Raw genomic sequence first — 26486 nt, 5'->3', positions numbered from 1 at the left:
GGGAAAATGTTAAATAACTAATGTTTTTAGTTTAATTAACTAAGAATATTAGTTGTATAACTAAAACTTTTAGTAACTTTGCATCGTGAAATTAAAAAATGAGACAATTATGAAAACATTGACAGCAAAAGAAGAGGAAATCATGCACCATTACTGGACGTATGGTGATATGCAGATACGTGAGTTGCAATCGCATTATGACGATCCCAAACCTCATGTTAATACGTTAAGTACGCTTGTGAAGATTTTAGAAGATAAAGGTTTCCTTTCACATCGTGCTTTGTCGGCTCGTTGTTTTCAATACTTCGCTACAATCAGTCGCGATGAATATTCTGGTGGCTCGTTGGCGAATGTTGTTGATAAGTTTTTTGGACGTTCTTATCTTAATGCTGTATCGGCTCTTGTGAAAAATGAGAAAATCAGTATTGATGAGCTGAAAGAATTGATTAGGGAAGTAGAGGAGGGATGATTATGGGTATGTTCTTTGTTTATTCCATTAAAGTCGCGTTATGCCAGATAGCCTTTTTCTTGGTATATAAGTTGCTCTTGAGTAGAGACACTTTTTTTCGTTTCAATCATTACTTAATACTGACGATGATTGTGGCGTCCTTTATTTTGCCGTTTGTTGGTTTGGCTTTTACAGATTCCAATACACTCAATCAAGGAGTTGTTGAAGTGGAATCAATAATTCTTCAAGGTGAAGTTATTGACGACTTTGCAACCCCATATAGTATATCGTTGGTGCAAGTGTTCTTTATTTTATATATTATAGGTGTAGTCTTTATGTTTTTGTCAAACATAGTTTCTCTTTTCCACATTTTCAATCTTATCTCCAAGGTTGACTACATAAGAGAAGAAGACGGTATTAAGATTGTTGTGGTGGATAGCAAAGTATCACCTTTTTCCTGGTTTGGATATGTTGTGATGAACAGAGAAGATTATGACATGGGAAGTAAAACGATTGTGATGCATGAAAAGGCACACGCCCGTTTGGGTCATTCATACGAGGTTATGCTTTGCAATGCAATGATAATGTTCCAATGGTATAATCCCGCGGCATGGCTAATGAAGCGCGAGTTGCAGGATATCCATGAGTATGAGGCTGATGCAACCGTATTAAGCGAAGGAATCGATGCCAAGCAGTATCAAATGCTGCTTATAAGAAAGTCAGTGGGAGAACGCGCGTTTCTGCTGGCAAACAATTTAAATTACAATTCACTAAAAAAACGTATTAAAATGATGAAAACAACGAAAACAAACAAGTGGCAATGCCTGAAGGCAATTGTCATGGTGCCAGTAGCAGCCTGTGCGGTTGTAGCTTTTGCCTGTCCTGCGGTAGAACGCACTACCATGGACATTGAGCGTGAAACGGAGAGTGCGATTGAGTCGTTAAGTGTGATAAATGTTACTGATGCCAATGCACAGTCCAAGAAGACGGTTAAGCCTCAAGCCAATCAGAATACCAGTGATAAAGGCAGGCAGAAGAGCAATCCTCAAGACAAACAGAATGATAATGCAAAAGTATATGATGTAGTGGAGAAGATGCCTTCTTTCCCTGGTGGTATGCCTGCGTTGTTCAAATATCTTTGCAATAACCTCCATTATCCTAAAGTGGCTGAAGAGAAGAAAGTAGAAGGTAGGGTGCTTGTAACATTTGTAGTAGGAAAAGATGGTTCGATATCTAACGCGGAACTGGTGCGCTCGGTAAGCGAGGAATTGGACGCCGAGGCTATTAGAGTGGTCAGCAGTATGCCAAAATGGCAACCAGGTACACAGAATGGCAAACCTGTAAATGTTAAGTTTACAGTGCCAGTGACATTCAAGCTGAAAGGGGACGTATCAACTCAAAATGTAAATAAGAAAGAACAGTCAGTAGATAATAATGTGACCAAGGTTGTTTACATAGTTGATGGTCAAGTGGCTCAGAAGGAAGAGGTAGAACAACTATCCCCACTGACTATAGAGTCCATGACGGTTGTCAAGAATGGCGAGCATCTTATGGTGCTAAGGAAGTAGACAAAGTAGTGGTGATTCAACGAAAGAAACCATAAAAATCTCTATAGAATGCATATGCGTATTGATTGGAGCAGACGCTTCAATACCATAGCCTTCCTTTGTGAAAAGGAGGGCTTTTGGTGGTACGCTCGGCATGAGCATTGTCTAACGGGTGCAAGTCCCGAGTGAGCCCTAATAGCGGGAATCACATAGCCCAAGGCAAGGGTGTCCATCGTGAGGTGGAATCTGAAGGAAGCCGGCGGCAAACATCTGGCCTAACGAACAGAAACTTCATACAAGGCATATGACCGTGGGTAAGGCTGCCAAACAAGCCAAAGCCCGATAGCTATTCGGAACGGTCGGTGTAGATGAAGTAGTGAGGAACAAGGGCTGTAGCGGTATCGACAAGATGTCATGCGAGCAGTTGCTCCCATGGCTCAAGGCTAATAAGGATGAACTGCTACGCTCCTTGCTTGACGGTACCTACCGTCCGAATCCCGTCCGAAGGGTAGAGATACCCAAGGACAATGGCAAGAAGCGCCTGTTGGGCATACCGACCGTGGTTGACCGTATGGTGCAACAAGCCATCAACCAAGTACTGACAATAATCTATGAGCCCCAATTCTCCAAACGAAGCTTCGGCTTCCGCCCGAGGAGGGGCTGCCTTGACGCATTGCGAGAAGTGCAGAAGATAGTCGATGAAGGCTACAAGTATGTAGTGGACCTCGACCTTGAACGCTTCTTCGACACAGTGAGCCACAGCAAACTCATAGAGATACTCAGCCGCACCATCAAGGACGGCAGAGTAGTCAGCCTTATACACAAATATCTTCGGAGCGGAGTCATAGACAAAGGACTATGGCATGCAAGCGAGGAAGGCACCCCACAAGGAGGACCGCTGAGCCCACTTCTCAGCAACATCATGCTGAACGAGTTGGACAAAGAACTCGCACGCAGAGGACACCCCTTTGTACGCTATGCCGACGATTCGATGATATTCTGCAAGACCAAGCGTGCAGCAGAACGTGTACGAGAGTCAATAACCAAATTCATTGAAGGAAAATTATTCCTAAAGGTGAACAAGGAAAAGACCGTGGTTTCATACATACTAAATTTGCTCTTTATCCAACATTTTCCTTGCTTGTTATACATTTATTTCAAAAATATTGCGTAATTTTGCAGCTGTAAATATAAGCGTAATACAATATAGACAATAAAACAACCTATAAATTATAGCAAAATATAAAATAAAAGTGTGACATTATGGCTGACTATTACGAATATTCCATACCAGAATTGATAAAGCTGCTTGGAGCGAGATTCAAAGATTATCGTCTGCGTAGTAACATGACGCAGAAGGATGTCTCTGAGCAATCAGGTATCACCATTACTACCATTCACAAGTTTGAGAACGGAACGTCAGGCAATATGTCGCTTGGTACGTTCCTTTTGCTGATGAAGGCTATCGGTCAGATAAATACTCTAGACGAACTGATGCCAGAACTTCCAGATTCTGCATATCTCATCAAGTCAGAAAAGAAGGTTCAACGAATTAGACATAAGAAATCATGATAACAAGCTCCCTTAAAATAATGCTCTGGGACAAGGAAATCGGTCGTTTGTCATGGGATGGCAGGAAAGGAATTTCGTACTTCGAGTTCAATCCTGCTGTTATCGGTGGCGAACTAGATCCTTTCCCTCTTATTGCTTCTACCAAGTCACCTGCAAGCCGTCGTCCTATCATGGGAGATAAGGAAATGAAGCTTTACCGTAAATTGCCTCCTTTTCTTGCTGATTCGCTTCCTGATGCTTGGGGAAATCAAGTCTTCGAATGTTGGAGAATACAGAACGGCATCCGAAACCAGGAAATCACTCCTCTTGAAATTCTCTCTTTCATTGGCAAACGAGGAATGGGAGCATTGGAGTTTATCCCTGAATCATCTGGCATTAAGAAGTCCGAACAACTCAATCTTAAAGCTTTGACGGACTTGGCTCAAAAGATATTCACTGAGCGTGAGAACGTAAAGATAATGCCAGATGAGTCTTTGACGATGCAATCCTTGATAGCTGTTGGCACCTCTGCAGGTGGCAGACAACCTAAAGCCATCATTGCCATAAATCCAAAGACTGGTGAGATAAGAAGCGGACAGATAGCTGGGCAAAAAGGGTTTGAATACTGTATTCTTAAGTTTGGTGATCCTTCACGTTCTTCTGCTGAACTTGAAATGGCTTATTACAAGATGGCTACAGCTGCTGGTATCTACATGATGCCATGTGAACTTATTGAAGTTGAGGGACAGAATCACTTCATAACGCATCGTTTCGATCGTGATGGGGAACGTAAGCTTCACATGCAGACACTGGCTGCCTTATACCCCGAAGCAGACAGCTACGAGAAACTGCTGATGGTATGTCGTAAGATGCGACTTCCTGAATCCACACAGGAAGAGGTATTTCGCAGGATGGTGTTCAACATCCTTGCCAACAACACCGATGACCACAATAAGAACTTTTCATTCCTAATGGACGAAAACGGTCATTGGCAGTTATCGCCAGCATATGACATGACCTATATTTTCAATGTCGGAGGTTTCCTTCCAGAGACTATGCACTGCCTTATGATGCAAGGAAAGCTGCAAGGTCAAACCCTTGAAGATGCTCTTACCCTCGCCAAAGATAATGGTATCAGAAAGGCAGAAACCATTATCAAAGAGGTTGCTTCTGCTATCTGTAAGTTCCGTAAATAAGAAGAATGTGGTGTAGGTCAGCAATGGATAGCTGCTGTTGAAACTTGCTTGAACAACCATTTGGCAAATTGGGGCTTCTTGCCTGAAAGCAGTTCACCATCATTTGATATTCTATCTTATTCAGTCACGACTCGGCATAATTGCTGTTGCCCTCGGCAACGCTCTTCGTGAACTTCCTTGCAGCTTCTACTACTGCATTGTACTCTTCAATCTTACTTCTCATATTACCTTTAAGTTTTTATTAAACGATGTTTGAATCTGGGTGCAAAGATACGATGTTTCAGGGAAATAGGCATTTCTATTTAGTCCAACTAATCTGTCTATTTAGTCCAACTTTTACCAGTCTTTATTCTTAACTGGTAAAATGTGGCTAAACTTCCCGTCGAGGTGCGCTAAAAGTAATGTGATTTTCTGGTTGAGCACTTGACACTCACTCTCAGAGAGTTCTATCACCTTGTCTGTCAGTCTTGCCGTTTCACTGATCGCTGCACTATGCCCTGTTAGAGCCGCAAACGGGGCAAACTGAGCTGCACGTTGGTACATGGTCATTTGTGGCCTGACCTTTGATACGTGGTGGGGCAAGTCAATGATATGGGTGTATTTATCCATCATGCTTTGTGTCCTCCTATCTGTTTATTGCGTTTTATGGCTGTAGCCCCTTCTTCAAGGTTCAGTCCCCGGAGTATTGAGTTCTTGCCGAACTTGCTCTTGATACTAAGCAGTGTCTCCTGCATCCTTCGTTCCTTAGCCTGTGCCTCTTCCTCGGCTTTATGTTGTGCCTCCACTACTATGGTGGTATTCTTTTCTTGTCTTTGCCATAGCTTCTGTTGCCATGTCATGTGTTTCGATGAGCAATGGACTTTTGTGGTATGGTACGATTTTGACACTAACAGAATTATGCCGTGTTTTCGCCTCGATACACTGGCTGATGAGGTCTAGATTGGCAGACTTCGCTGTAGGTGTCTTGTCAAAGTTCTGGATGTAGGCTGCGTTGGTTAGGAAAAGAATGTCAGAACCGTCAGGCAGCTCGTTCATTACTTTAACCATAAGCGTTAGCATCATACGGAACTCTGTGGTATGCAAATCACTGATGACATCACGACTGATGATGCTACCGTCGTGCTCTATCACAACGGCAGCACCACCAGCACGTTCCTTATGACCGTAGTCACATGACCCGCCTATCCATACATAATATGTTGTCGAGTCCTGTACCATCACTCTGCAGGTGCCCATTTGCAACGAACAGGAGAGACGATTGCGCCCTCTGCCTTCAGCTGCTTCATAGCTGCATCTACCTCTTTGCGGTCGAGACCGCTGAGTTCTGCAATTTTACCTGCGTTGAGAGGCTGTCCTGCCTCTTTCATTGTTGCTAATACTTTTTCTTTTGTGTCCATTGTTTTAACGATTTAATGTGTTATTATTATATTGTTATGCTGTCTCCTTCGTGCCCGATGCACCAAAAGGGGACATTCTTTTCTTTGCAGAAAGGCTCCATACGCCACGCACTCTCAAACCCACTCATGACAAAGTGCATTGGGACAAACATTCCAACCTTGAAGCGTTCGATAAACTGACGCCCTCCAAGCGTATAGCCGTTGCCGATGCGTCCGTCCACTGGAAACATCACAAGGTCAAACGAGTCGGTTATCTTTCGGATGTCTTTAAGTTCACCAAGGAATCGCTTTTCCTCTGCCACAGGATTGATGTGTTGACCAAACTCTTCACTGAAGACCTCTCCTTCAGGCGTGCCGTCAACAAGAAAGCGTGCGTACCAGTTGCACAAGTCACCAGCATGAAAGATGGTTTTACCTTCTGTCTCAACAATCCAGCTCACGCCACTGTCATTGCTGCCCGTGGCTGTCACTTTCAGGTTCTCATCTTCCCATACCGTTCCTTTGGCCATCCATACATCGGCATCCTCTTTCTGCGCTCTTCGGCGTTTGAGTATATCCTTTGACAGGATGTATGTAATATTGGGGATGCTATTCTTCCATCTGAGGATTGCTTTCGTGAAGTGGTCCTCATGGAAGTGGCTTGAAAACACGTACACATGTTTACATGTATTCATGTATCCACTCATGACATCGGCAGGATCCATCCAGTAGTCAAATACCAGGATGCACCGAGCCGTTTCAAGCAGGAATCCGCTATGGAAGATGTATCTGAGTGTCATCATTTCAAAGTCTTGCCATCTGAGAATGCCTTTCCGATGGTCTTGCCAAGTTCGATGTAACCATGATGTATCGGGTCGAACACGATGAGTTCCATCTTCTCCATGTCGGGCTTGCCGTCCTCTGCCAGATAGTTCTCATCCACAAGGATGTTGACTATCTCTGCCACGATGTAATAGCCCTCTTCCGACTCGTCAATCTTTTCCTTGATGCGGCACTCCAAGGTCATCGGAAAGTCGGTGAAGACGGGTGCGTTTACATTCTCTGACTTCTCGCATTTCCAACCTGCTTTCGCCATCTTGTCGGCATCGTTCTTGGCTGATACGATGCCCACGAAGTCAGCAGCTACCATGGTCTGCTTTGTAGCAAATGCCACGGTAAAATCAGGGCAGTCGTTCAGGTTTTCGGTGGTGGCATGTGCGCCCATGGAAATCATAATCTCTTTAGCGTCCCATTGACCGCCCCAAGCAGCATTCATAGCATTGGGGTTGCCGTTCTTGTCGTATGTGCCGATAATCAAAACCGGCTGTGGAAGCATCCACGATTTTTGTCCAAATGATTTCATAGTTCTATTCATTATATTGTTATCAATTCATTCAATTTATCTTCGCGTATCACCTTCGGCTGTGCCTTGCCTGCCAGAACGAGAATCTTCTTCCCATTCCTGTAGATGTGCAACTGCCTGCTCCGTACTACAGCCGTCAAGGTCTCATCATCCTTCATGGCTTGCCATATCGGATAATACACACCATCAGGTTCAAATAGCTTCTTCTTAAGGTGTGAGCACATATTGGTTGTATCTATTGTCATCTCATTACGTTTATATCATCAACATAATCCTGCCTGCTTCTTTTGTGAACATTTCGGGAAAGCGGCAAATCGTTGCATACACCTGCTTGCTCGTCACAGGCTGACCGTCTTTTCGTTGGTGCAACCCTTGGCGATTGATGGCATCAGCAATTTGGTCGGTAGTCATACCGCCATTTCTCTTCACCATCACATATACTATGGCTTCTTCTATCTTCATCCTTTATTCATCTGTTTTTCAATCCATGCCATCAATACAGCAACAGCATATTCCTGTTCTTCCTTAGTCAGTGCCCTGCCTGCTGGAATATGATGCCACTTGAAGAAACAGCCCCGGCAACAACAGCCAGTGGCATGTTGGGCCAAAAAAACAGGATGCCCACGCATAGGAGTCTGCTTGCCGTCGTTCGGTATAACAGCCGGAGCAAGTCTTTTTGCTATGAAGTCCTCAGCGTGATTTCGTATCGTAGGCAACCCCTTTTCCATTATATATTCCCTGTCTTTCATTGACAGATGGAAACGGCTGCGAAAGTCTGACTTTGCCAATCTCTCAAAGAGATTCGTCAGGTCATATTCTTTCCTCTCAGAAGAAATGTTCTCATTCAATTCTTCCTCAGGGAACAATGATGGATATATGTATTTCTGTGACACCATTATCTGTTGCTTCTGATTTCCAATGTTATATCCATATACGACCGCTTGCCGTCTATATAGTCGGCATATAGCGATTCTTCGCTTCGACCTTTAAGAACATGGCATTTGCCGCATATCTCGCAGTTATGCAGACATCGCCATTCGTTCAAGACGTAATCCAAACGCTCTTCTCGTGTGGATGATTCAATATTCGGTGCGGTCATTATTGTTGGGTTTATTCAGTCCTCATCTTTGAATGTTCCAACTAATACAATGCAAAGCTCCTCCTTCTTTTGCTATTTCCGTCATTTCTAACAGATGTATATGACAATCAGGAAAGGCGTTTTTGACATACTGATACGCTATATTGTCTTCCTCGATATTGAAGGATGGCATAACAATATGCTTTCCAACCTGAAGAAAATTAATATATGCCCAGTTAAGTTCTTTACAAGGAGAAGAAACAATATCGTTGAAACGCATTTCTGTGACAGAGAATCCATATTCTACCAGAATATCTTTTATCTCTTTTGCTTCTTCTGGATATTCATCACCATGGTTTCCCATTAGAATACGATTATCTCCACACCACCTGAGAAAACCATCAGAGTGCCCATATTTATCAGTATCATCAGAGTTGAAATCTCCATGTAAAGTCCAAGGAATGATTATCACAGGATGACCAAGTTCTGATTCCAATTTATGCTTGAACGCCATGTCTCCCTTTTCGTAATGATTTTCTGTATATACCTTATCAGTCATGACGATATAAGGGCCACAACAAACCATATTACCACCATCAATAATAAGGTTTGTTTTCCGACAGTTTATACCCATTCCATGTAGCACTTTTGTGCAATCTGTTATTGTGTCAGCATCTCCTGGTTTGTTGCTATTTACAAGATAATCTGGATAATAACGATACTTCACGAACTCTTCTTTTCCCAATTGAATGGGCATGTAGTCACGAGCCCAGTAATCCTCCGTGTAATGTAACTCTTTTGTCGTTATTCCAATATCATTCAGCAAGTCAATAAGCCTATGATAGAACTCTGGATGACCGTCACGTTTATCCTTTAGCCATGTGGAGAAATACACTTCATTAGTGTCGGAATCATGCATCAGATTTTCACAACGAACATACCTATATCTTTTCTCCTCGAATATCGCGAAGTCGTTGCATAGGAGTTCAAATTTTGGATATGACTCAAATTTTCCAATAATGCTACATACTTTTTTTTCAATGTTTTGCTGCTGCGTTCGAAGATTTTTTCTTTTCTCACATACATATGCTACACTGCCATTGTTATGTTCAACCAGGCGAGGGAAATCACCATCTCCACTAACTGCATTGAAAGTCCTGAAAAGCTCAGCGCAAGCCCATGGACCGTCCAGTATCTCACTGCCATCTTCCTTCGTTAATTTGCGTAGAAGAATTCCGCCGAAAGAAGCATTATCATCCAAAAAATAATGTTTTGAAGATTTCTTCTTGTCATTGGAGATGATTTTGGCTTTTATCGAACTTTCAAAATTTAAGTCAATCCCACCAAAATCGTTTATATACCATCGCATTGCCTTGGAGATACGTGGATGGGTAATAATGTCTCGATGGTTCTTGTTGTAATAATAGAACTCAATATCATTGAATAAATAGAGTGAGCCTTCGTACTCAATGACGAAACATTCAAACAACAATTTTGCTATATGGTCGAAATGTCGTTTGATGTCTGGTGCTGTATTACAGCCTTCAATAGACATTAATTGCTTTAGTTCTTCAATTTTGCTCATAACTGAATATTTCGTTTTATTATTTGTTACAAATAAATCCAATGGCATCTTTGACTGCTCTGTCAAATGCCGTATCCTGGCCGGGAACTGTGATGAAAAGATGTACGGCTCCTTTATATTCTATCCGTTGTATATTTCCGCACATCCTTTCTGCAAGATTCAATCCTTGATCGCGCAGAATGTCCCTTTCAGCAGCGATGAGCAAGGTTCTCGGAAGCATATTCAACACTTCATCACTACACAGGCCTACGCTAATGGCAGAACAGCGATTGTCAGCATTGATGGTGTACGCCCGATTGAAAGCTTCCATGATTTCGGCATCCAAACCAAAGCCTTTACCATAGTGCTGCCATGATTCCGAACCATCGTCAAAAGCCTTTGTCACAGGGTAGAACAGAAGCAAGGATTCTGTTTTGTCGCGGCATGTTTCTGACAAAGCCGTGGCCAAAGCAAGGTTACCTCCCGAACTGTCACCGCCAATGGTGATGTGGTTGGCATCAATATGCAGCTCTGCAGTATGGTCGATGATGTAATTGACGGCAGAGATACAATCGTCCAGTCCTTCAGGATAAGGATGCTCTGGAGCCAAACGATAGTCAAGAGCGATGACTCTCATCTTGCCTGATGCAGCCAGGGCATCACAGAATCTTCCACAACTGTTGATGCTGCCAAAAGTCCAGCCACCTCCATGCAGATACAACAATACAGGAAGGTGTTGGTCTTGACTTCCCTTGGGCTCATATAGGCGCATGTTTGGGGTAATCATCTTTGTTTCCACATGGTCAGAATACTTGGGTGGAGCATTCCGGGCATTGCGCACAGCCATCAACGCTTTGTTATCTCCATCTATAGCCCTGAGTATAGCCAATGTCTGTTTGTGTTGTAGGTCCGGCGGCATGTTGCGTAGGAATTCATCCGCCTGGATGCGCATCAAACATTGTTCTGCAATCTCTGCCACCTCTTTCTCCTCTTTTGACTTTGGTGAGAAGATGGCAATAGACAAGTGAGAACCGTCGGGCAAAAGAACGATACCAACATCGTTTCTGTCTTGTCTTCCGTCAGAAGAAGGAAAGCCAGAACCAGTCTTGTGAATCAGTTTGCCACCTTTGGGCAAGACTGCTGCTATACGTTGCTTACCAGTATTACAATCTGCCATTGTATTCCAGATAAAGGAGAGATTCTTGTTGTCATTCCTATGAAGATAGAACCACTCCAAGAGTCTGGTCATTTCTTTCGGAGTAGCTGAGTTTTCTATGGCTCTATGAGGATTCTTTTTCATCTCTTTCTCCGTCAGTTGCACATGGATGTCTTTGAATCCAAGCGTATGGATATATTTCTCTACTGCATCCGGCTGTCCGCATGATGCAAACAAAAGGTCGCACGCATTATTGTCGCTCTGCTGCAAAGACCATTCTATTAACTCAGCAAACGTGAAATAACGTGCCCCTTCAAATTTTGACATCATGGGCGACCATGTCTCAGCGTCCAGGCTATCCTTGTGTACAAGAACAGAGTCGCTCAGTGACAGACCTTTCTTGTGCAAGTAGTCTGCTACGTATAAAGCCTGTGGAAATTTCATGACGCTGTGCATGGCAAAAACACTATTCTCCTGATGACCGCAATATAAATCCCCATTCATCATGCTTGCCCCAAATGAAAAACATGGAAATTGACCTTTCGCCTCTGTAGTCTGGATGTAAGCCAGGAAAAAGGTGAGAAGCAGAAAGTGTAGGATTTTGCTCACACGTCGAGTCCCTTCTGTGGGGTTGAATATGATTTGATATAACTTCATCTTCTCTTTATCTGTTTACTGAGTTATGGCCATTTTGATCACTCCATCTCGCTTCTGCTCAAAGAGTTCATAGGCTTCAGCTATCCTCTCCAACGGAAAACGGTGGGTGATGAGCGGTGTGGTGTCAATCTTTTCCTCCTTGATGAGTTGCAGGATTTCCTGGCAATCACATCCATCCACACCTCCCGTCTTAAAGGTAAGGTTCTTGCCGTACATCTGAGGCAGAGGCAGTACCTGTGGCTCATCATAAAGGGCAACAACAGTCACTATTGCATTGGGACGAGCACATTGCCAGGCCAGTTGGAAAGTGTCCTTACCACCAGCCACTTCCAGTACTCGGTCAGCACCTCCATGGTCGCTGTGCTGCATTACGAAGTCGGAACATTCATCTGGAGTCGTCAGCAATACATCGGCGTAATGCGCTTTAACGAAAGCCCGACGTTCAGCTGATTGCTCACAGACAATGATGCGCTTGGGATGTTTCAGCATGGTGCAAAGCAAAGTGCAGATGCCTGTAGGTCCTGCTCCGATAATCAACACAGTGTCATCTGTAGAGATTTCGCTGATACGTGCCGCCCAGAAACCCGTGGCGAGGATGTCACCCACAAACAACGCCTGTTCGTCTGTAACACCGTCGGGGATATGGTTCAGTCCCTGCTGTGCCAATGGTACACGAACATATTCCGTCTGACCGCCATCGATGCGGCAGCCAAGTGCCCATCCACCGTGTGGCGATGTACAGTTGTTCACATAGCCATGCTTGCAGTAGAAACATTCTCCACAGAAAGTTTCCACGTTCACCGTCACACGGTCGCCTTTACAGAATCCCCCGACTTCATTGCCCAGTTCTTCCACTACACCCACCATCTCATGCCCGACGGTGATGCCGGGCACAGCCCTTGGAACACTGCCATGCTTGATATGCAGGTCACTTGTGCAGATGCTGCTCATGGTCACACGAACTATGGCATCCGTAGGTTCCTGAATCATAGGCTTGGGCTTGTCAATCAATTCAAACCTGCCTTTATCTATATATGTATATGCTTTCATTATCTTAATCTATTTACAATATTATGATCAATGTTCCAGCAAGTAGAAGTATGGAACCTACAAGAGTCTTCCATGTGAAAGCTTCACCTAAGAAGAGGCCGCAAAGAGTATGGTCAGTACCAAACTACACTTATCTATTGGTACAACCTTGTTGACTTCGCCTATCTTCAAGGCATAGAAGGAGCATAGCAAAGATGCTCCCGTTGCAAAACCAGAAAGTATGAGGAATAGCCAACTCTTTGGTGTTATGGAGCTGATACCTCCCTGGCTATGAGTCAGGAATACCATGCCCCATGCCATCAGCAGAACCACCATGGTGCGGATGGCCGTAGCCAGATTGGAATCTACGCCTTCGATACCAATCTTTGCCAGTATGGATGTAGCTGCAGCAAAAACAGCAGAAAGAATTGCAAATATCAACCACATTTCTTTCATTTTCATTGTTAGTCTCTATTGTAAGCTTGATGAGTTGCAGAAATCTCATTGTCAAGTTCAATTTCAAGATAGCCAAATATCATCATTTAATGTGTTATTAGTGTTTAATATAGCGAGCCAACCCATAGACATAGCGACGGAATCCTGGTTTGTAGGCAAGGATGCGGTCAAACCACCCGATATGTTTGTCGGTAAATCTAACCACCATGCCCACATAAACCATGGCGAATAGTGTGCCAACGCCTACTATCTGCCATTGCCAAGATCCGAGCAAAAGAAAGCAGAGGATGACGGCAAGGATGACGAGTGAAGTGTCAACTCTTATCTTTGCTTTCGGAAACTCAAGACCTGTAACCTTGTGGATAGCAATCGTAATTCCTTCACCAGGCATAGTTACGGAACCACATTTAACCTCCATAGCAATGCCGATGCCAAGGATGGTACAACCGGCAATCTGTACCAAGGCGTTAATCCAGAGCGTATCGGACAGGAGCCACTGTGTCAGATACATGTTCAAGTCAATGAGCATACCGAAGAAACATCCGATAACGAGCTGGAACAGCTGTACCCACTCAAAGTTTCTTCTTAGTATCAGTATCTGTGCCACAACGAAGACGGCATTCATTAGTATGGTATAGGTACCGATGGTCCACTCCGGTACTGCGTCCATAAACTCGCCAGCACTCGCCATAACGTATGGTATGGTCGAGATCACGCTGCTACCAAGTTGACTCCTGACGCATACGGCTACTCCAAGCGTCATCACATAAAGCGAAATGAGAAGCAGAAAGTGCTGCCAGATAAATGAAATAATCTTATCTTTCATTTTTTGTACTGTCGAATTTATTCAAAAACATTTTTTTCTATCTTATACATTTGGCTTTATTCATATCTTGTTTATATTCTGTTTCCTTTACTTACGCAATGCCAAAAAGCTCAATCTCAAAAACGAGGGTGGAGCCCCCAGGGATGCCTGGTTGCGAGAACTTGCCATAACCCATTTCGGCAGGGATATAGACCTCCCATTTGTCGCCCACACACATCTGCTGCATGGCAATGATCCAACCTTCAATGAGATCACAGAGACGTATTGCCAATGGAGCACCGCCACGGCTGCTGTCAAACTGCTTGCCGTCGATGGTTCGGCCTGTGTAATGTGCAGTAACTATGTTTCGAGGCGTAGGATGCTTTCCGTCAGCCTTGCCCTCTGCCAACACCTTATAATATATACCCTTGGGGAGCGGTTTCACTCCCTCTTCCTGTGCTTTGTTAGCAAGCCAATCTTTATTAGCTTGTGCGTATTCTCTTTTATTCATTGTTCATTCAAAATTTGTTAGCAGATATACCACCAAGGCAATCTGCATGATGATTATTACAGGTATGCCATACTTGAATTTCTTGTGCATCGTCTTATGATGCCAAAGTCGCATACCTGCCCATGCTCCGATACTGCCACCTATGGCAGCCATCGTCAGCAGTGTAGCCTCTGATATGCGCCATTTGTTTTTCTTTGCCTTGTACTTGTCAATGCCGTACAAGAGGAATGTGGCAATGTTGATGGCAAGGAGAAAACAGATAATTTCTTCCATTTATCCGATGAATTCCTTGTTATTTACTCGGTTAACGTCCAACCATGATCGCCATGATAAATCATCTGCCGGGTCATGCCACCGTCGATGCAGATATTCTCGCCAGTGATGAATCCTGCCTTGTCGGAGCAGAGGAACAGCACCATATTGGCGATGTCCATCGGGTTGCCAACACGTCCTGCCGGCTGCTGCACCGCATCTGCGCCATCGTATTCCTTAAAGTCCGTATCAATCCATCCCGGAGAAATGGAGTTGACCCTTGCCTTGCCCCGAAGTGTAACGGCAAGGGCATGGGTAAGGGCGGCAATACCTCCCTTGGCAGCCGTGTAGCTCTCTGTCTGCGGCTGACTCATGCGGTCGCGCGAGGATGATATGTTTACTATCGATGCTCCCTCGGCAAGATACGGAGCGAGCAGCTTGACAAGATAGAAAGGTGCAGTAATCCCGACTGTCAAGGCATACTGAAACTCCTCCCACGTACATTCATCCAGCCCCTTCATCAGAGGAAGGGCATTATTGACTATGTAATCCACTTTGCCGTACTTGCCAATTATTTCATCGGCAAAGGTTTCCAGCACATTCTTCTGGGAGATGTCTCCAACGAAATGGTCGCCCGCACGCACATCAATGACCGCAACAGAAGCCCCTCTCTTTCGGAACTCCTCTGAGATACATTTGCCGATGCCATGCGCACCGCCTGTCACTATTACTACCTTATCTTTGTATTCCATTGCAGTTATCTTATTGTAGTCGACGTTCAATTATTGTTCCTGATTTCCAGAGTTTTTTTAATTACGAATCCTTATTGACATTTTGTTTGTCCAATAGAGAAAAGATAAGCATTCTCGTCAACAAAAGCCTGATGATATGGGCATCGTCGCAAGGAAGTTACCATTCCCAGCCTTCGCCCTCAGCAGTTCGTCTTTGCTTATTGGTAATGCCATATATTTCTTTCCTGTTCAGCGTCACCTCATATTGTTCAGTATTCACGTCTATCTGACATTTCGGTGCAAAGGTACGATTTTTTATTGAAAAACGATGCGATTTCCATAAAAATCGCATATAACAAGACAAACAAATATCTTGCATGGCTGGCATCATGTGGCGAATGTTTTGTTACCTTTTTAAAAAAACGAGGCAAAGGTAAACAATAATTTGGACTACGCAATACGCCATCGTGGAGACGCTTACAAACGCACGTTGTTGCTCTGTCGCAAATTAATGTTAAAATCGCAAAAAAATCCAATGTCATTCGAAAAATAATTGTTATTTTTGCGGCATAAAATAATCAGCAGACTTTTAGATGATATGAAGAATTTGCTTATTTCCCTGCTGCTCTGTATCCTGGCAATGGGAGCACAGGCACAACTGAAACCTCGTGTGGTGATCTTGACTGACATCGGACAACCGGATCTTGAACCTGATGATACGGAGTCGCTGGTGCATCTGCTTTGCTATGCCGACCAACTGGAGATTGAGGGTATCATCACCTCGACGGGCTGGAACTGCGACCCTTATCCCACGAAGAGCGCTGCCTATCGTGATTCGGTGGTAGAGGCTTACGGGGCGGATGTGCATAACCTGATGAAACGATCTGACCAAATGGCTTTTCTCAGCTTAGAGAAAGAGAACGGTTGTCAGAAGATGGGCTACTGGCCAAGTGTGGAGTACATTCGTAGCCGGAGTGTGATGGGTAGTCAACGGGCTGGCATCAAGGTGATTGGCAGCGACAACGACAGCGAGGGTAGCGAACTGATTATCCGTCTGGCTGACGAGAAGGATGAGCGCCCCATCTGGGTTTGTGCGTGGGGTGGTGCCAACACATTGGCTCAGGCGATCTGGAAGGTGAAGCAGACGCGCACGCCCGAACAGCTGAAGGCGTTTCTGCATAAGCTCCGTCTATACACCATCACTGATCAGGATATGGTGTATGCAATGCGCATGGATCTGGCATACAGCTCTCATCAGTGGATGCGCAGGGAGTTTGCCAGAGATCTTCTGTTTGTGTGGGATGAAGGCACATGGCAGTTGCAATGCGGTCTCGGACAGGATTACTGGCAGCTGATCAGAACGCAGATTCAGGGACATGCCACTTTGGGCAGACAGTATCCTGATTATAAATATGGTGTGGAGGGTGATACACCTTCGTTTCTGAACGTAATTCCCAATGGTCTGCACAATCCTGAAGAACCGATGCAGGTGGGTTGGGGCGGTTTTCATATTTGGACAATGACCAAGGACTCGACAACCTGTGCGTGGACCAGTTGGCAGGAGCCTGTGAAGAGCATCTCGGAAACGTATTACAGACAGTTCTATCCTTCACAACTTAACGACTTCATCGCCCGCATCGAATGGGCTGAGAAGGGACAGGGTAACCGCAATCCGGTAGCTGTCGTCAATGGTGAGAACGGAACTGATGCTATCGTCATCATGGCAAAAGCTGGGCAGACCATCAGTCTCGACGCTTCTGCGTCATTCGACCCCGATGGTGATGGGCTCACCTTCAAATGGTGGCAGCAGGATGGTATCAGTCAGGCAAAGGCAACTGTCAGCAATGCCACTTCTTCGACAGTTAAAGTGGACATGCCAACAACTTTTGCAAACGATGAGATTCACATCATCTGCGAGGTACACGACCAAAGCAAGTACGCCTTGCCCGCTTATCGCAGAGTCATCATCAAACCGACAGAATGACGAATTTGAAATAGGTGCAGGAAACCTACTTACCGATGCAGAAGTGGGAGAAGATGTTGGAGAGGACTTCGTTTGAGGTAATGATACCACGACCTGTGATTTCTGACATGGATTCAAGACATGAACGGAGGTCTTCGCTCAGTAAATCGGCACTGATGCCAAGGTCTATGCCTTCTATGGTGCGCATCATGCTCTCATGGCTTCTCTGCAGCGACTCATAATGGCGCGACGAGGTGACTACTACATCATTGGCGGTGACTGACTGTATGTCGGCGGCTTCGAAAATCATGTCTTGAAGGCTGTCGATATTTTCTCCACAACGAGCAGATATGCCGATAACGGGAATGTCTTTCAATTCTTCCTTTAGACTTTCGACAAGATTTTTCCGGTCTGTCTTGTTGTTCACCACGATTAGCTGGCTGTTGCGGCATCGTTGTGTCATTTCAGCTGTTTCGCTGGCTGTGGGCATCTCATCTACGACCCACAACACCACTGTAGCTTCGTTGAGTTTCCGATAGGTCAGCCCTATGCCTATCTGTTCTATCTCATCGGTTGTGGTGCGTAGTCCGGCTGTGTCGATGAATCTGAACGTTACACCACGTATGTCGATGGCATCCTCTATGATGTCGCGGGTGGTGCCATGGACATCGCTCACTATTGCCCTTTGTTCGCCGAGAATGGCATTGAGCAAGGTGCTCTTTCCTACATTTGTCTTTCCTACAATGGCAACCGGAACACCTTTCTTTATTGCCTGTCCGGATGCGAAGGAGCTTATCATTTTGACAATGCGGCTGTCTATCTCTTCTGCAAGTTGGCGGAGCTGGGAGCGGTCGGCAAACTCCAGTTCTTCATGGTCGCTGAAGTCGAGTTCGAGTTCAAGCAGAGAGGTCATTTTGAGAAGCTGGTCGCGAAGCAAGGAAAGGGTATTGGTAATATTGCCACGCAACTGTCCGAGGGCAATGTGATGGGTCGCCTCATTGGTAGAGGCTATCAAGTCGGCAACGGCTTCTGCCTGGCTAAGGTCAAGTTTCCCATTACAGAATGCCCTACGGGTGAACTCTCCAGGCTGTGCCTGACGACAGCCTGCACTGATGAGCAATTGCATAACCCTTGAGAGAATATAGCGCGAGCCATGGCAGGAAATCTCTGTAGAGTCTTCGCCGGTGTATGAATGAGGTTTACGGAAAATACTTACAAGTACCTCATCAACTATATCATTGTTTGTGCCAACAATGTTGCCATAAACGATGGTATTGGGTGAAGCATCCTGCAAGTTTCGACTGAAGATGCTGTCGGTAAGACTGATGGCATCAGGTCCGGAAACCCTGATGACGCCAATGGCACCTCCTGCAGCCGTTGCCACGGCGCAGATGGTGTCGTTGTTGTCTATGTCTATCATATATGTCTTTTCAAATTCTTTCGAGAACCTTCTTTATCAGGACGTCGATGGTGTTATTATAATTGAGTTTCACGTTCTTGGCCCTTCTGTTGGCTATTACCATGCAACAGGTTAAGGCACGATGGCCCATAAGCTTGGCAAGACCTGCTATTGCACTTCCCTCCATCTCGAAGTTTGTAACGCGGAGTCCTTCGTGTTCAAACGTTACTATCTTTTCATTGAGATGCGGGTCGGCAAGAGGAAGCCTGAGCTCGCGTCCTTGAGGTCCGTAGAAGCCTCCACAGGATATGGTAATACCACGTACCATATCGTCGGCAGCTATGCTTTGTAGCAGGTCTGAATCGTTGTCCACAACATAAGGTGCACAAAGTTGCGGATTCCAAATGACATGAGCCTTGAACGCGTCTTCGAGACTGAGGTCACACACCTCATTGCGCCTGGCATAGAAGTTGAGAAGTCCGTCGAAGCCGATGCTCTTCTGTGAGGCGATGAAAGTGCCAGAGGGTGTGTATGGCTGCAGGCCGCCGCAGGTACCTATGCGGACGATTGTCAAGCTGCGTGGAGTTTCATGTTCCTCGCGCGTAGAAAAATCGATATTTGCAAGCGCATCGAGTTCGTTGAGTACAATGTCTATATTGTCGCAGCCTATGCCTGTACTCAATACGGTTATGCGTTTGTTTAAGTATGTGCCCGTTATGGTGTGGAACTCACGGTTGGATATTTCACATTCTACGTTGGAGAAATATGATGCAACGAGATTTACACGGCCTGGGTCACCTACGAGGATGACACGGTCAGCAAGCTGTTCTGGACGAAGATGAAGATGGAAGACACTGCCATCTTCATTGATGATGAGTTCTGACTCAGCGAAGTATTTTTTTGTTTTCTGCATTGCGTATATCTTTTTCCAAGTTGTTTGACTCTTGTTGAAGTTTTTCCAGTTCTGTCTCAAGGGAGAGTATCTCTTGGCGGAGTGTGGCCCGGTCTGACTCGTTGGCCTTGGCGTAGTAGTTGCGGTCGGTATCGAGTCGGGTGGTCAATTCACTGATTTTCTCTTTCATTTCACAAAGGGTGTTAAAACGGGAGGCATTGCCCTCTGCACGAAACTGTGTTGGGGAATGGTAGACCACATTATCGTTGATAACAAACGAAAGGCGTGAGGCAGATACTTTCTCCTCGTTTTCACTCCGGCTAATGGCGGTCTGAAGGCGTTTCAATGCTTTATCCCGCTCTGTTCCATCGCCCCACGTGGCTGAGATGGCATCAATTCGGGCATAGCTTGAGAGTAGTTCATAATCAATTGATGAGTCGTAGGTTTCGCGTAGCTCAGTTGGTATGAAGGTGTAGATACATGCTTTGCCTTCGGGCTGGTTACGGTCGGTGGCAAACCATGCTATGCGGTCGTATTCGTCGACAATGTAAAGAATATCGTTGGAAGTGGAACAGAATGGCGTGCCCACTATTTCCGGACTCAGGAACTTATTGTAGTCAGCACTGTAGCGTGTGACGTAGAGGTCGAATCCTCCAATGCCTTCATCGCTCTTTGCCGCGAAGTAGAGCGTGGTGCCATCGGCCATGACAAACGGATTGGCGAAAACAGCTTTCTCTCCAAGCGTTTCAAGTCCTTCCAGTTTGGCGGGCTCGGTCCATTGTCCATCAATGAGGTCGCAGGAGCATAGTATGGAGTCGCGGTTTACGAGGTATGCCTTGTTGCCCATCTCATTGACGAAAGCCATTCCTTGGCATGTGGGTGAGATGTCGGTAGCCTTACAAAAAGAACCTGTCTCAGATGGTATCTTCAAGAAATCATGTAGCTGTTGCTTGTCAACCACTGTACTATCTACGAATACAATTTTCTGTGTGGCGTATGTCATTTCCTCCAGTTTTGCATTCCGTAGTATCTCTGCCTCTGTAAGTTTCGGCTCCTTAGCCTTTTTCTTTTTTTTCTGGGCGAATGTGGTTGAGGGAGTAAGGGCGAGAAGGGCAATAAGTGCTGATATGATATATATATGTTTCCTGTTCATTGTCGTTTTTAAGGATGAAAATTGGGCATGAGGTGACGCTCTATTGCGTCACCTCACGTGGGGATTAATAGGCAAAGAGAGGATAATTCTTCATTGTCTCGTTCACCTTAGCGCGAACTCGTGCTATTGTCTGCTCATTCTCCGGGTCGTTGAGCACCTCTTCGATGAGTTCTGCAATAAGCACCATAAGGTCTTCTTTGGCACCGCGTGTGGTGATAGCTGGTGTACCAAGACGGATTCCGCTGGTCTGGAATGCGCTACGAGAGTCGAATGGCACCATGTTCTTGTTTACGGTGATGTCTGCTGCCACGAGTGCGTTCTCAGCCACCTTACCGGTGAGGTCGGGATATTTAGAGCGCAGGTCGACAAGCATGGAGTGGTTGTCGGTGCCGCCGCTGACGATGGTGAAACCGCGTTTTACGAGCTCGTCGGCAAGTACGGCAGCGTTTTTCTTCACCTGTGCTGCCCATTCCTTGAATTCTGGTTGTAGAGCCTCGCCGAATGCCACTGCCTTGGCTGCGATGACATGCTCAAGCGGTCCTCCTTGCTGGCCTGGGAATACGGCCGAGTTGATCAGCTGGCTCATCATCTTTGTCACACCCTTTGGAGTCTTCAGTCCCCATGGATTTTCAAAGTCCTTGCCCATGAGGATGATACCTCCGCGTGGACCACGAAGTGTCTTATGTGTGGTAGAAGTGACGATATGAGCATATTTCACCGGGTTGTCGAGAAGTCCTGCAGCAATGAGTCCTGCTGGATGAGCCATGTCTATCATAAGAAGAGCACCTACCTTGTCGGCAATTTCACGCATACGCTTGTAATCCCATTCGCGGCTATATGCAGAGCCACCGCCGATGATGAGCTTTGGCTTGTGTTCGAGTGCGAGACGTTCCATCTCGTCATAGTCGACACGTCCTGTTTCTGGGTTGAGGTCGTAGCCCACTGGGTTGTAGAGGATACCTGATGTGTTTACGGCAGATCCGTGTGAGAGGTGACCGCCATGTGCAAGGTTAAGTCCCATGAAGGTGTCGCCTGGTTTCAGCACGGCGAGCAATACTGCGGCATTAGCCTGTGCGCCGGAGTGTGGCTGCACGTTGGCATATTCAGCACCAAAGAGTTTACATACGCGGTCAATGGCAAGTTGTTCTACTTCGTCAACAACCTGGCATCCACCATAGTATCTTTTTCCGGGATATCCCTCAGCATACTTGTTGGTGAGGTATGAGCCCATGGCTTCCATTACCTGGTCGCTAACAAAATTTTCGGACGCGATGAGCTCTATGCCTTTGAGCTGGCGCTGATGCTCACGTTCGATAAGGTCAAAAACCTGTTGATCTCTTTTCATTTGAAATATATTTTATTAATTAAAAAATTTAAGTTTCTCGTTTGCTCAACAAGGCCCTACTTCCAAGATTTTAGACGAGCTGAACCTTGGTTATGTCCTGTTCTTTTTCGCAATAGTGGCATTTAAGGGTGCCCCTCTCTTTGTCGACAATATGGAAAAGGGTGTCCATGGGTTCGTTGTTGGTGATGCACTTGGGATTGTTGCATTTCACGATACCACGCAAGAGGTCTGGAGTGGTGACGGTTTTCTTTTCCACCACTTCATAGTCTTTTATGATGTTTAACACCACATTGGGTGCAAGAACGGATAGACGCGATATTTCCTCGTCGGTGAAGAATTTGTCGGCCACCTTGATGATTCCCTTACGTCCTATCTTCTTTGAGCGAAGATTGCAACCGACGGTTACGGGGGTCGTAAGCTCGTTGAGATGAAGAAGCTGCAACACTTCGTAGGTCTTTTCTGCAGGTATATGGTCGATGACTGTTCCATTCTCAATGGCAGTCACCATAATTTCGTTCTTTGCCATAGATATATTATTTTTGTTGACTCGTCATCTTAATTTATTATACTCTTATCGTTTCTCACTTCATCCAGAGTGATGCCGAGCACATCGCAGAAGATAGCCTGGCGGGCGAAGAGGCCGTTGCCGGCTTGCTGGATGTAATAAGCGTGCGGGTCGTTGTCCACGTCGTATGCTATCTCGTTCACTCTTGGCAGCGGGTGCAGCACCTTCATGTTCGGCTTGGCGTTTGTAAGCATGTCGGCACGAAGGATATAGATGTTTTTCACCCGCTCGTATTCCATCAGGTCGCTGAAGCGTTCCTTTTGGACGCGTGTCATATATAGAATGTCGGCATCGGCAATGACCTTTTCGTTGAATGCAGTGTGTTCTTGATATTTGATACCATGCTCCTTGCAGTATACCTTATACTCATTGGGCATGGAGAGCTCCTTTGGAGCCACAAAATGGAAGGTGGGATTGAAATGGCGCATGGCCATGAGCAGGGAGTGCACTGTGCGCCCGTATTTCAGGTCGCCCACAAGATAGATGTTGAGATTCTCAAGTGTTCCCTGAGTCTTGTAGATGGAATAGAGGTCGAGCATACACTGCGAAGGATGCTGATGGGCTCCGTCGCCGGCATTGACAATAGGCACCGGGGCCACTTCGCTGGCATACTGCGCAGCTCCTTCGATATAATGCCTCATAACTATCACGTCGGCATAGTTGGACACCATGAGTATGGTATCCTTAAGTGTTTCTCCCTTGGTACCACTGGTGATTTTGGGGTCGGCAAAACCTATAACACGTGCGCCAAGGCGGTTGGCTGCGGTTTCAAAACTCAGTCGTGTTCTTGTAGAAGGCTCAAAAAAGAGCGTCGCCACGACCTTTCCCTTTAGCAGCTCCCTGTTGGGATGCCGCTCAAATTCCTGTGCCATCTCAATCATGTATAGAATCTTCTCGCGAGTGAGGTCGGCTATGGTCACAAAATTATGTTTTTCCATCAGAAAAATTTGATTATTCGTTTTTTTCGACCGCTAAGGTACACATATTTTCGCATTTATCGCACAAAAATTACAGAAAATCGCAATATTTTTTCGTTATATCAATAAAAACAAGTATTTTTGCAGTCGATATTCAGTTTTTAGAAGAAAAAAGTGACTTAATTATGGATAAAAAAATTGTCCATCTGCTATGGACCATGCTTGTCGTGGCCGTAATTTCGGCCGCTGGCTTATTCTATGCCATCGCCGAAGGATGGATAGGATATATGCCCCCTATTGAGGACTTGCAAAACCCTATCAACAGATTTGCCACGCAGGTGTATTCTGCCGACGGAAAACTTATGGGCACATGGAACTACAATAAGGAAAACCGTATTTGTGTTGACTATTCGCAGCTCTCGCCTCACTTGGTGAAGGCTCTCGTGGCTACGGAAGACGTGAGGTTCTACGAACATTCGGGCATTGATTTCAAGGCTTTGGGAAGAGCAATAATAAAAAGAGGTATCCTCGGACAGAAAAACGCTGGAGGAGGGTCGACCATCACACAGCAACTTGCAAAACAGCTATATTCGGGAAAAGCGGAAAACGTGACCGAACGTGTCATGCAGAAACCTATAGAATGGGTTATCGCCGTGCAGCTGGAGAAAAATTATACCAAAGACGAGATAATTGCAATGTATCTCAACTATTTCGACTTCCTACACAACGCCGTGGGAATAAAGACAGCTGCAAACACTTACTTCGGAAAGGAGCCCAAAGACCTGAACATTAATGAGGCTGCCACTCTCATCGGACTTTGCAAAAACCCATCGTACTACAACCCGGTGAGAAACCCTGAAAGATGCAGGGAAAGAAGAAATGTGGTGCTCGGACAAATGATGAAGGCTGGATACCTCTCCGAGGCTGAGTATGACTCCTACTCCACCCGACCGCTCAACCTGAACTTCCACGTGGCTGACCACAAAGACGGAATAGCGGCTTACTTCCGCGACTTCCTCAGAAGGTATCTCATGGCTAAAAGACCGGAAAGAAGCAACTACCCTTCGTGGAACATAAATAAATATGTACAGGACTCCATAAACTGGAATAACGACCCTCTATACGGATGGTGTAACAAAAACACAAAAAAGAACGGAGAACCTTATAACGTTTATACCGACGGACTGAAAGTGTATACCACTATCGACTCAAGAATGCAGAGATATGCCGAGGAAGCGGTCAACGAGCACGTGGTGAAATTCCTACAACCTGCTTTCAACAAGGAAAACAGAGGAAAGAAAAACGCTCCTTTCTCAGGAAAACTGACAGCTAAGCAGTTTAACGACATTCTCGGACGCTCGGTGAAACAAAGCGAGAGATATAGGGTCATGAATAGCCAAGGGGCTACGTACGACGAGATATACAAGTCGTTTCATACTCCCACAAAGATGAGCATCTTCACATATCATGGTGAGGTGGACACCACCATGACGCCAATCGACTCGATAAAATACTACAAATCGTTCCTCAGGTGCGGATTCATGAGCATGTCGCCCATTAATGGAGCCGTAAAGGCTTACGTGGGAGGATTGAACTTCATACACTTCAACTACGACATGTGTACCGAGGGAAGACGACAGGTGGGTTCGACCATAAAGCCTTTCCTCTATTCTCTTGCAATGGAAAACGGATTCTCGCCTTGCGACCTCGCACCTAACGTACAGCAGACATATGTGGTGGCAGGACAGAACTGGACTCCACGCAACTCAAGCAGACGCAGATACGGGGAAATGGTGACACTGAAATGGGGACTGGCACAGTCAAACAACTGGATAACGGCATACCTCATGAGCAAGCTTAACCCGCAGGCCTTCGTGACCCTGCTGAAGGAATATGGCTTCAGCAGCCCGGACATTCATCCATCAATGTCGCTATGTCTCGGACCTTGTGACCTTACCGTGGCGGAAATGGTTAGCGCATACACGACTTTTGCTAACCATGGCATCAGGTGTGCCCCACTCTACGTGACCAAGATTGAGGACAACGAAGGTAACATCATAGCACAATTCCAACCTAGAATGAACGAGGTGATTAGCGAGGAAAGCGCTCACAAAATGTTGTATATGCTGAAAGGAGTGGTCGATGGCGGTACTGCCGGAAGACTGAGGTTCAGATATAACTTCACCGGTGAGATAGCTGCCAAAACCGGTACGACAAACAACAATAGCGACGCATGGTTTATGGGTGTCACACCTACCCTCGTCAGCGGTGTATGGGTTGGAGGAGACGACCGTGACATACACTTCGACTCCATGCAGATGGGACAGGGTGCCACCATGGCTCTGCCTATATGGGCGTACTACATGAGAAAGGTGTATAACGACCCAAGACTCGGATATAACGAAAACGCCATTTTCGACCTGCCAGAAGGGTATAACCCTTGCGAGATGTCGGAATATGACGTCAGCATGCCGAACGACATAGAGGAGGTGTATGAATAACTCATGCAAATATAAAAAACAATAATATATA

At 45.6% G+C, this 26486-nt stretch carries 30 protein-coding genes and 1 pseudogene; 7 read left to right on the top strand and 24 right to left on the bottom strand.

What is annotated here, in order from left to right; genetic code table 11:
• Positions 1-109 precede the first annotated feature (109 nt).
• The 5 genes and pseudogenes from CIK98_RS05690 (at position 110) to CIK98_RS05670 (ending at position 4742) form a co-directional block, all read left to right on the top strand.
• Complete coding sequence (locus CIK98_RS05690) at positions 110-469, top strand: BlaI/MecI/CopY family transcriptional regulator (protein WP_094379471.1); 360 nt, start codon at positions 110-112, stop codon at positions 467-469.
• Between the two features lie 314 nt (positions 470-783).
• Complete coding sequence (locus tag CIK98_RS05685; RefSeq protein WP_172409831.1) at positions 784-2016, top strand: M56 family metallopeptidase; 1233 nt, start codon at positions 784-786, stop codon at positions 2014-2016.
• Positions 2017-2368: 352 nt separating this feature from the next.
• Positions 2369-3121 (top strand): annotated as a pseudogene (ltrA, locus tag CIK98_RS05680) (group II intron reverse transcriptase/maturase); the annotation flags it as partial.
• A 137-nt stretch (positions 3122-3258) separates the two neighbouring features.
• The gene (locus CIK98_RS05675) at positions 3259-3567 is read left to right on the top strand and encodes a helix-turn-helix domain-containing protein (RefSeq protein WP_094383297.1); all 309 of its coding nucleotides are present in this window, start codon (positions 3259-3261) and stop codon (positions 3565-3567) included.
• Positions 3564-4742, top strand: coding sequence for a type II toxin-antitoxin system HipA family toxin (locus CIK98_RS05670; protein ID WP_094383296.1), 1179 nt, complete (start codon positions 3564-3566; stop codon positions 4740-4742). The genes CIK98_RS05675 and CIK98_RS05670 overlap by 4 nt, the downstream gene beginning before the upstream one ends.
• 336 nt (positions 4743-5078) lie before the next feature.
• Here CIK98_RS05670 and CIK98_RS05665 read toward each other — a convergent pair whose 3' ends face one another.
• The 18 genes from CIK98_RS05665 to CIK98_RS05590 form a co-directional block, all read right to left on the bottom strand.
• Positions 5079-5354, bottom strand: coding sequence for a hypothetical protein (locus CIK98_RS05665; RefSeq protein ID WP_094383295.1), 276 nt, complete (start codon positions 5352-5354; stop codon positions 5079-5081).
• The gene (locus CIK98_RS17985) at positions 5351-5527 is read right to left on the bottom strand and encodes a hypothetical protein (protein ID WP_172409826.1); all 177 of its coding nucleotides are present in this window, start codon (positions 5525-5527) and stop codon (positions 5351-5353) included. The genes CIK98_RS05665 and CIK98_RS17985 overlap by 4 nt, the downstream gene beginning before the upstream one ends.
• On the bottom strand, positions 5511-5960 hold the full coding sequence (locus CIK98_RS05660; RefSeq protein WP_094383294.1) for a ribonuclease H: 450 nt from the start codon (positions 5958-5960) through the stop codon (positions 5511-5513). The genes CIK98_RS17985 and CIK98_RS05660 overlap by 17 nt, the downstream gene beginning before the upstream one ends.
• Positions 5960-6139, bottom strand: a complete 180-nt coding sequence (locus CIK98_RS05655; RefSeq protein ID WP_094380885.1) for a transcriptional regulator — start codon at positions 6137-6139, stop codon at positions 5960-5962. Before CIK98_RS05655 ends, CIK98_RS05660 begins: the two co-directional genes overlap by 1 nt.
• A gap of 26 nt (positions 6140-6165) precedes the next feature.
• Complete coding sequence (locus CIK98_RS05650) at positions 6166-6918, bottom strand: MBL fold metallo-hydrolase (protein ID WP_094383328.1); 753 nt, start codon at positions 6916-6918, stop codon at positions 6166-6168.
• A complete protein-coding gene (locus tag CIK98_RS05645; RefSeq protein WP_094383293.1) occupies positions 6918-7481 on the bottom strand; it encodes a flavin reductase family protein in 564 nt (187 codons plus the stop codon). Before CIK98_RS05645 ends, CIK98_RS05650 begins: the two co-directional genes overlap by 1 nt.
• Before the next feature lie 11 nt (positions 7482-7492).
• Positions 7493-7726 carry a hypothetical protein gene (locus tag CIK98_RS05640; RefSeq protein WP_094383292.1) on the bottom strand — a complete coding sequence of 78 codons (234 nt, stop codon included), beginning with the start codon at positions 7724-7726 and terminating at the stop codon, positions 7493-7495.
• Between the two features lie 10 nt (positions 7727-7736).
• On the bottom strand, positions 7737-7943 hold the full coding sequence (locus CIK98_RS05635; protein WP_094383291.1) for a hypothetical protein: 207 nt from the start codon (positions 7941-7943) through the stop codon (positions 7737-7739).
• Positions 7940-8377, bottom strand: coding sequence for a DUF4186 domain-containing protein (locus CIK98_RS05630; protein WP_094383290.1), 438 nt, complete (start codon positions 8375-8377; stop codon positions 7940-7942). The genes CIK98_RS05635 and CIK98_RS05630 overlap by 4 nt, the downstream gene beginning before the upstream one ends.
• Complete coding sequence (locus tag CIK98_RS17595) at positions 8377-8580, bottom strand: hypothetical protein (RefSeq protein ID WP_094390365.1); 204 nt, start codon at positions 8578-8580, stop codon at positions 8377-8379. Before CIK98_RS17595 ends, CIK98_RS05630 begins: the two co-directional genes overlap by 1 nt.
• Before the next feature lie 22 nt (positions 8581-8602).
• Positions 8603-10144, bottom strand: a complete 1542-nt coding sequence (locus CIK98_RS05625; protein WP_094383327.1) for an agmatine deiminase family protein — start codon at positions 10142-10144, stop codon at positions 8603-8605.
• A 19-nt stretch (positions 10145-10163) separates the two neighbouring features.
• Positions 10164-11936 carry an alpha/beta hydrolase fold domain-containing protein gene (locus tag CIK98_RS05620; protein ID WP_094383289.1) on the bottom strand — a complete coding sequence of 591 codons (1773 nt, stop codon included), beginning with the start codon at positions 11934-11936 and terminating at the stop codon, positions 10164-10166.
• Between the two features lie 15 nt (positions 11937-11951).
• A complete protein-coding gene (locus CIK98_RS05615; RefSeq protein ID WP_094383288.1) occupies positions 11952-12986 on the bottom strand; it encodes an alcohol dehydrogenase in 1035 nt (344 codons plus the stop codon).
• Positions 12987-13073: 87 nt separating this feature from the next.
• Complete coding sequence (locus CIK98_RS05610) at positions 13074-13427, bottom strand: EamA family transporter (protein ID WP_253249652.1); 354 nt, start codon at positions 13425-13427, stop codon at positions 13074-13076.
• A 91-nt stretch (positions 13428-13518) separates the two neighbouring features.
• On the bottom strand, positions 13519-14247 hold the full coding sequence (locus CIK98_RS05605; protein ID WP_094383287.1) for a YitT family protein: 729 nt from the start codon (positions 14245-14247) through the stop codon (positions 13519-13521).
• A 91-nt stretch (positions 14248-14338) separates the two neighbouring features.
• The gene (locus tag CIK98_RS05600) at positions 14339-14737 is read right to left on the bottom strand and encodes an FKBP-type peptidyl-prolyl cis-trans isomerase (protein ID WP_094383286.1); all 399 of its coding nucleotides are present in this window, start codon (positions 14735-14737) and stop codon (positions 14339-14341) included.
• Positions 14738-14740: 3 nt separating this feature from the next.
• Entirely contained in the window at positions 14741-15010 is a 270-nt protein-coding gene (locus CIK98_RS05595) for a DUF1294 domain-containing protein (RefSeq protein ID WP_094383285.1), read from the bottom strand.
• A 23-nt stretch (positions 15011-15033) separates the two neighbouring features.
• Positions 15034-15741, bottom strand: coding sequence for an SDR family oxidoreductase (locus CIK98_RS05590; RefSeq protein ID WP_094383284.1), 708 nt, complete (start codon positions 15739-15741; stop codon positions 15034-15036).
• 577 nt (positions 15742-16318) lie between these two features.
• Here CIK98_RS05590 and CIK98_RS05585 point away from each other — a divergent pair.
• Complete coding sequence (locus tag CIK98_RS05585; protein ID WP_094383283.1) at positions 16319-17704, top strand: DUF1593 domain-containing protein; 1386 nt, start codon at positions 16319-16321, stop codon at positions 17702-17704.
• Positions 17705-17729: 25 nt separating this feature from the next.
• Here CIK98_RS05585 and mnmE read toward each other — a convergent pair whose 3' ends face one another.
• The 6 genes from mnmE to pyrB form a co-directional block, all read right to left on the bottom strand.
• On the bottom strand, positions 17730-19103 hold the full coding sequence (gene mnmE / locus CIK98_RS05580) for a tRNA uridine-5-carboxymethylaminomethyl(34) synthesis GTPase MnmE (RefSeq protein ID WP_094383282.1): 1374 nt from the start codon (positions 19101-19103) through the stop codon (positions 17730-17732).
• A 10-nt stretch (positions 19104-19113) separates the two neighbouring features.
• Positions 19114-19995, bottom strand: coding sequence for a nucleoside phosphorylase (locus CIK98_RS05575; protein WP_094383281.1), 882 nt, complete (start codon positions 19993-19995; stop codon positions 19114-19116).
• Positions 19967-21127 (bottom strand): hypothetical protein, encoded by a 1161-nt coding sequence (locus tag CIK98_RS05570; protein ID WP_094383280.1) that lies wholly within the window; start codon positions 21125-21127, stop codon positions 19967-19969. Before CIK98_RS05570 ends, CIK98_RS05575 begins: the two co-directional genes overlap by 29 nt.
• Positions 21128-21191: 64 nt before the next feature.
• The gene (glyA, locus tag CIK98_RS05565; RefSeq protein WP_094383279.1) at positions 21192-22472 is read right to left on the bottom strand and encodes a serine hydroxymethyltransferase; all 1281 of its coding nucleotides are present in this window, start codon (positions 22470-22472) and stop codon (positions 21192-21194) included.
• Positions 22473-22542: 70 nt separating this feature from the next.
• A complete protein-coding gene (pyrI, locus tag CIK98_RS05560; RefSeq protein ID WP_094383278.1) occupies positions 22543-22998 on the bottom strand; it encodes an aspartate carbamoyltransferase regulatory subunit in 456 nt (151 codons plus the stop codon).
• Between the two features lie 29 nt (positions 22999-23027).
• A complete protein-coding gene (gene pyrB, locus CIK98_RS05555) occupies positions 23028-23975 on the bottom strand; it encodes an aspartate carbamoyltransferase (protein ID WP_094383277.1) in 948 nt (315 codons plus the stop codon).
• Positions 23976-24139: 164 nt separating this feature from the next.
• On the opposite strand from pyrB, the gene CIK98_RS05550 reads away from it, so the two are divergent.
• Positions 24140-26455 (top strand): transglycosylase domain-containing protein, encoded by a 2316-nt coding sequence (locus CIK98_RS05550; protein ID WP_094383276.1) that lies wholly within the window; start codon positions 24140-24142, stop codon positions 26453-26455.
• Positions 26456-26486 lie beyond the last annotated feature (31 nt).

It is taken from the genome of Prevotella sp. P2-180, assembly GCF_002251435.1.
Classification (GTDB): domain Bacteria; phylum Bacteroidota; class Bacteroidia; order Bacteroidales; family Bacteroidaceae; genus Prevotella.
This window is presented reverse-complemented; position numbering and strand designations above follow the sequence as displayed.

Excerpts from the sequence above, each read along its gene's own strand:
- CIK98_RS05690 (WP_094379471.1), top strand. The coding sequence starts at position 110 with ATGAAAACATTGACAGCAAAAGAAGAGGAAATCATGCACCATTACTGG.
- CIK98_RS05685 (WP_172409831.1), top strand. The coding sequence starts at position 784 with ATGTTTTTGTCAAACATAGTTTCTCTTTTCCACATTTTCAATCTTATC.
- CIK98_RS05675 (WP_094383297.1), top strand. The coding sequence starts at position 3,259 with ATGGCTGACTATTACGAATATTCCATACCAGAATTGATAAAGCTGCTT.
- CIK98_RS05670 (WP_094383296.1), top strand. The coding sequence starts at position 3,564 with ATGATAACAAGCTCCCTTAAAATAATGCTCTGGGACAAGGAAATCGGT.
- CIK98_RS05665 (WP_094383295.1), bottom strand. The coding sequence starts at position 5,354 with ATGATGGATAAATACACCCATATCATTGACTTGCCCCACCACGTATCA.
- CIK98_RS05660 (WP_094383294.1), bottom strand. The coding sequence starts at position 5,960 with ATGGTACAGGACTCGACAACATATTATGTATGGATAGGCGGGTCATGT.
- CIK98_RS05655 (WP_094380885.1), bottom strand. The coding sequence starts at position 6,139 with ATGGACACAAAAGAAAAAGTATTAGCAACAATGAAAGAGGCAGGACAG.
- CIK98_RS05650 (WP_094383328.1), bottom strand. The coding sequence starts at position 6,918 with ATGACACTCAGATACATCTTCCATAGCGGATTCCTGCTTGAAACGGCT.
- CIK98_RS05645 (WP_094383293.1), bottom strand. The coding sequence starts at position 7,481 with ATGAAATCATTTGGACAAAAATCGTGGATGCTTCCACAGCCGGTTTTG.
- CIK98_RS05640 (WP_094383292.1), bottom strand. The coding sequence starts at position 7,726 with ATGACAATAGATACAACCAATATGTGCTCACACCTTAAGAAGAAGCTA.
- CIK98_RS05635 (WP_094383291.1), bottom strand. The coding sequence starts at position 7,943 with ATGAAGATAGAAGAAGCCATAGTATATGTGATGGTGAAGAGAAATGGC.
- CIK98_RS05630 (WP_094383290.1), bottom strand. The coding sequence starts at position 8,377 with ATGGTGTCACAGAAATACATATATCCATCATTGTTCCCTGAGGAAGAA.
- CIK98_RS17595 (WP_094390365.1), bottom strand. The coding sequence starts at position 8,580 with ATGACCGCACCGAATATTGAATCATCCACACGAGAAGAGCGTTTGGAT.
- CIK98_RS05625 (WP_094383327.1), bottom strand. The coding sequence starts at position 10,144 with ATGAGCAAAATTGAAGAACTAAAGCAATTAATGTCTATTGAAGGCTGT.
- CIK98_RS05620 (WP_094383289.1), bottom strand. The coding sequence starts at position 11,936 with ATGAAGTTATATCAAATCATATTCAACCCCACAGAAGGGACTCGACGT.
- CIK98_RS05615 (WP_094383288.1), bottom strand. The coding sequence starts at position 12,986 with ATGAAAGCATATACATATATAGATAAAGGCAGGTTTGAATTGATTGAC.
- CIK98_RS05610 (WP_253249652.1), bottom strand. The coding sequence starts at position 13,427 with ATGAAAATGAAAGAAATGTGGTTGATATTTGCAATTCTTTCTGCTGTT.
- CIK98_RS05605 (WP_094383287.1), bottom strand. The coding sequence starts at position 14,247 with ATGAAAGATAAGATTATTTCATTTATCTGGCAGCACTTTCTGCTTCTC.
- CIK98_RS05600 (WP_094383286.1), bottom strand. The coding sequence starts at position 14,737 with ATGAATAAAAGAGAATACGCACAAGCTAATAAAGATTGGCTTGCTAAC.
- CIK98_RS05595 (WP_094383285.1), bottom strand. The coding sequence starts at position 15,010 with ATGGAAGAAATTATCTGTTTTCTCCTTGCCATCAACATTGCCACATTC.
- CIK98_RS05590 (WP_094383284.1), bottom strand. The coding sequence starts at position 15,741 with ATGGAATACAAAGATAAGGTAGTAATAGTGACAGGCGGTGCGCATGGC.
- CIK98_RS05585 (WP_094383283.1), top strand. The coding sequence starts at position 16,319 with ATGAAGAATTTGCTTATTTCCCTGCTGCTCTGTATCCTGGCAATGGGA.
- mnmE (WP_094383282.1), bottom strand. The coding sequence starts at position 19,103 with ATGATAGACATAGACAACAACGACACCATCTGCGCCGTGGCAACGGCT.
- CIK98_RS05575 (WP_094383281.1), bottom strand. The coding sequence starts at position 19,995 with ATGCAGAAAACAAAAAAATACTTCGCTGAGTCAGAACTCATCATCAAT.
- CIK98_RS05570 (WP_094383280.1), bottom strand. The coding sequence starts at position 21,127 with ATGAACAGGAAACATATATATATCATATCAGCACTTATTGCCCTTCTC.
- glyA (WP_094383279.1), bottom strand. The coding sequence starts at position 22,472 with ATGAAAAGAGATCAACAGGTTTTTGACCTTATCGAACGTGAGCATCAG.
- pyrI (WP_094383278.1), bottom strand. The coding sequence starts at position 22,998 with ATGGCAAAGAACGAAATTATGGTGACTGCCATTGAGAATGGAACAGTC.
- pyrB (WP_094383277.1), bottom strand. The coding sequence starts at position 23,975 with ATGGAAAAACATAATTTTGTGACCATAGCCGACCTCACTCGCGAGAAG.
- CIK98_RS05550 (WP_094383276.1), top strand. The coding sequence starts at position 24,140 with ATGGATAAAAAAATTGTCCATCTGCTATGGACCATGCTTGTCGTGGCC.